The following is a 2,914-nucleotide window of genomic DNA, read 5'->3' on the forward strand; positions in this document are numbered from 1 at the left end:
GCCGGAGTGCGGGCATGCCGAGCCAAGGCGAGGCACCGAGTGGTGGGGCAAAGACCTTTTGGTTACTTTTGGCTGGGCCGGCATTCCGGGCGTTTGCCAAAAGTGACCCGCTGTAAGAGCGGAACCATAGGTAGCCGTTACCTAAATAACGGATATGTACACCGTCAATCACTCAGGAAGCGGAATCACCCGCAACGGCCGCACCGACTTATAAGAAAAACTCGAATAAATCTCCTTAACACACGGCAAACTCTGCAACACCTCCCGCGCAAACTCCCCAAACGACTCCAAATCCTTCGCCACCACTTCCAACAAAAAATCATACCGCCCCGAAACGTTATGACACGCCACAATCTCGGGAATCTCCAGCAACCTTTGCTCAAACGCCCGAGCAATCTCGCGGGAGTGCGTGTCCATCATGATGCTGACAAACGCCGTCACCCCATACCCCAGCGCCTTGGGCGACAAGATCGCCTGATACCCCCCGATCACCCCGCTGTCCTCAAGGTTTTTCACCCGCCGCCAACACGGCGAAGTAGTCAGCGACACCCGCTCCGCCAACTCCGCCACCGTCAACCGCGCATTGCCCTGCAAGGCGTTTAAAAGCGCCTTGTCAGTCCGATCCAAATTCATGGGCATACCTTGCCTCAAAACGTCGTTTTTATTGTTTTTCATCCCAATCTACCGGCTTTTCCCAGCAAACTATGGAACGTTCAGCCGCGATTATAAGCATAGCATTGTAGGAAATAAGGAGCGTCCGACCATGAAAAATAAACACAATACGTTCGGCTTTTCCACCCGTGCCATCCACCACGGCTACGATCCCCAGGACCACCACGGCGCCCTCGTGCCACCCATCTATCTATCGGCCACCTTCGCCTTCCCCACCGCCGAATACGGTGCCGCCTGCTTTGCTGGTGAAGAGAACGGGCACTTCTACACCCGCATCTCCAACCCCACCCTGGCCCTGCTGGAAGCGCGCATGGCCACCCTGGAAAACGGCGAAGCCGCCGTAGCCTTCAGCTCCGGCATGGGCGCTATTGCCGCGACGTTCTGGACCCTGCTGCGTCCCGGCGACGAGATCATCGTCAGCCAGACCCTCTACGGCTGTACCTTCGCCCTGCTGCATCACGGCATCGGCGAATTCGGCATCAAGGTGCGCCACGTCGACCTCACCGACCTGGCCGCCCTGCGCGAGGCCATCAACCCGGCCACGCGCATGATCTATTTCGAAACCCCGGCCAACCCCAACCTGCAACTGGTGGACATCGCCGCCGTCGCCGAAATCGCCCACCAGCAACCCGGCATCACGGTGGTGGTGGACAACACCTACTGCACGCCCTACCTGCAACGCCCGCTGGAAATGGGTGCCGACGTGGTGGTGCACTCGGCGACGAAATACCTCAGCGGCCACGGCGATATCACTGCCGGCATCGCCGTCAGCAGCCAGGCCCTGGCCCAGCGCATTCGCCTGCAAGGGCTCAAGGACCTGACCGGTGCGGTGATGTCGCCTCAGGATGCCGCCCTGCTGATGCGCGGCCTCAAAACCCTGGCCCTGCGCATGGACCGCCATTGCAGCAACGCCCTGGCCATCGCCAAAGCCTTGCAGGCCCATCCCTTGGTGGAATGGGTGACTTACCCCGGCTTGCGTTCCTTCCCCCAATACGAATTGGCCGCCCGGCAGATGAAGCAGTCCGGCGGCATGATCGCGTTTGAACTCAAGGGCGGCATCGAGATGGGCCGGCAATTCATGAACGCCCTCAAGCTGTTCACCCGGGCGGTGAGCCTGGGGGACGCCGAGTCACTGGCCCAGCACCCGGCCAGCATGACCCACTCCACCTACACCCCGGAACAACGCGCCCACCACGGGATTTCCGAAGGGCTGGTGCGGCTCTCGGCGGGCCTTGAGGATGTCGCCGATCTGTTGGCGGACGTTGAGCAGGCACTGCACGCCTGTGCCCTGAAACCGAAATCCAGGGTTGTGCAGCAAAACGTTCATCACGCTTGAGGTAAATTCATAACCAGGCGCGACGTTTACCAATAGCCCGGCCTGAAAAGGTCGGGCTTTTCCCGTTGCGCCCTGCACTGCAAAAAATTTGATCCATTCATTGGCCCGTTTGCGAAAGCCTGTACTAGCATACGAGGCGGCAGTCATGGAGATCACTGCCCTGTACGCCGCCCTCATTGAAACTCATGGATGAAATGATGAACTCACACCTGTTTCCCCACATTGGCAAAGTCATCGCCAGCACCGGCAGCCGACATTTCCCGCGCATGCTGCATGACCTGATCCTCACCCAACTGGCGGTCGACGCCACGCACATCACCCAAATGCCCGTGAGCCCAAGGGAACACGCTCCGCGCAAAGCCGGCAGTTCGCGAATGCTGGGGATCAGCCCGGTGTATACCGACCCGGCGCCCGGGCTCGACGAAGCCCAGGCCGCCGCACAATTGCACCTGACCCGGCGCAAGGATGACGTCAGCTACGTGCTGTCGGTGTATCGCTCGAACCCCTCCGAAAGTTTTTCCCAGCAGGAGCGGATCATCCTGCAAGACTTCTCCTCCTTGCTGCTGCCGATGGTTGAAAAGCACATCAGCGCCCTGCAACCCAGCAGCCCGGACAGTGAAGCGCCGCAGCAACCAGGCATCGACACCTTGCGCCGACGCTTTGAAGAACGCCTCGCGCAATCGGGGCTGGCCCTGTCCAGCCGTGAGCTGGAGGTGTGCGTGGGGTTGCTGGCCGGGCGTACTGCGCCGGAACTGGCGGAACAGTTGGCGTTGAAGGTCAACACCATCGAAAGCTACCTCAAGCGGGCAGCGATCAAGATGGGCATCAGTGGCCGGCATTCGTTGATGCGGTGGATGTACTCCACAGAAGAAAACGCCACTTTCTAGAACGCCGCAGGACAAATGT

The 2,914-nt window shown here is 60.0% G+C and carries 3 protein-coding genes; 2 read left to right on the forward strand and 1 reads right to left on the reverse strand.

The features are described from left to right. Window positions 1-168: 168 nt before the first annotated feature. On the reverse strand, window positions 169-639 hold the full coding sequence (locus SNL23_RS16175; protein ID WP_167663943.1) for an Lrp/AsnC family transcriptional regulator: 471 nt from the start codon (window positions 637-639) through the stop codon (window positions 169-171). A 124-nt stretch (window positions 640-763) separates the two neighbouring features. On the opposite strand from SNL23_RS16175, the gene SNL23_RS16180 reads away from it, so the two are divergent. Together SNL23_RS16180 and SNL23_RS16185 are read left to right on the forward strand one after the other, a co-directional pair. Then, window positions 764-2,008, forward strand: coding sequence for a methionine gamma-lyase (locus SNL23_RS16180; RefSeq protein ID WP_076016698.1), 1,245 nt, complete (start codon window positions 764-766; stop codon window positions 2,006-2,008). A gap of 185 nt (window positions 2,009-2,193) precedes the next feature. Further along, entirely contained in the window at window positions 2,194-2,895 is a 702-nt protein-coding gene (locus SNL23_RS16185) for a helix-turn-helix transcriptional regulator (RefSeq protein ID WP_318302759.1), read from the forward strand. Window positions 2,896-2,914: the final 19 nt, after the last annotated feature.

Origin of the sequence: Pseudomonas sp. SED1 (assembly GCF_034044025.1) — a bacterium.
In the GTDB taxonomy this organism is placed as follows: domain Bacteria; phylum Pseudomonadota; class Gammaproteobacteria; order Pseudomonadales; family Pseudomonadaceae; genus Aquipseudomonas.

Bases quoted from the DNA above. Each gene is read 5' to 3' on its own strand.
- SNL23_RS16185 (WP_318302759.1), top strand. From the start codon at position 2,194: ATGGATGAAATGATGAACTCACACCTGTTTCCCCACATTGGCAAAGTC.
- SNL23_RS16175 (WP_167663943.1), bottom strand. From the start codon at position 639: ATGCCCATGAATTTGGATCGGACTGACAAGGCGCTTTTAAACGCCTTG.
- SNL23_RS16180 (WP_076016698.1), top strand. From the start codon at position 764: ATGAAAAATAAACACAATACGTTCGGCTTTTCCACCCGTGCCATCCAC.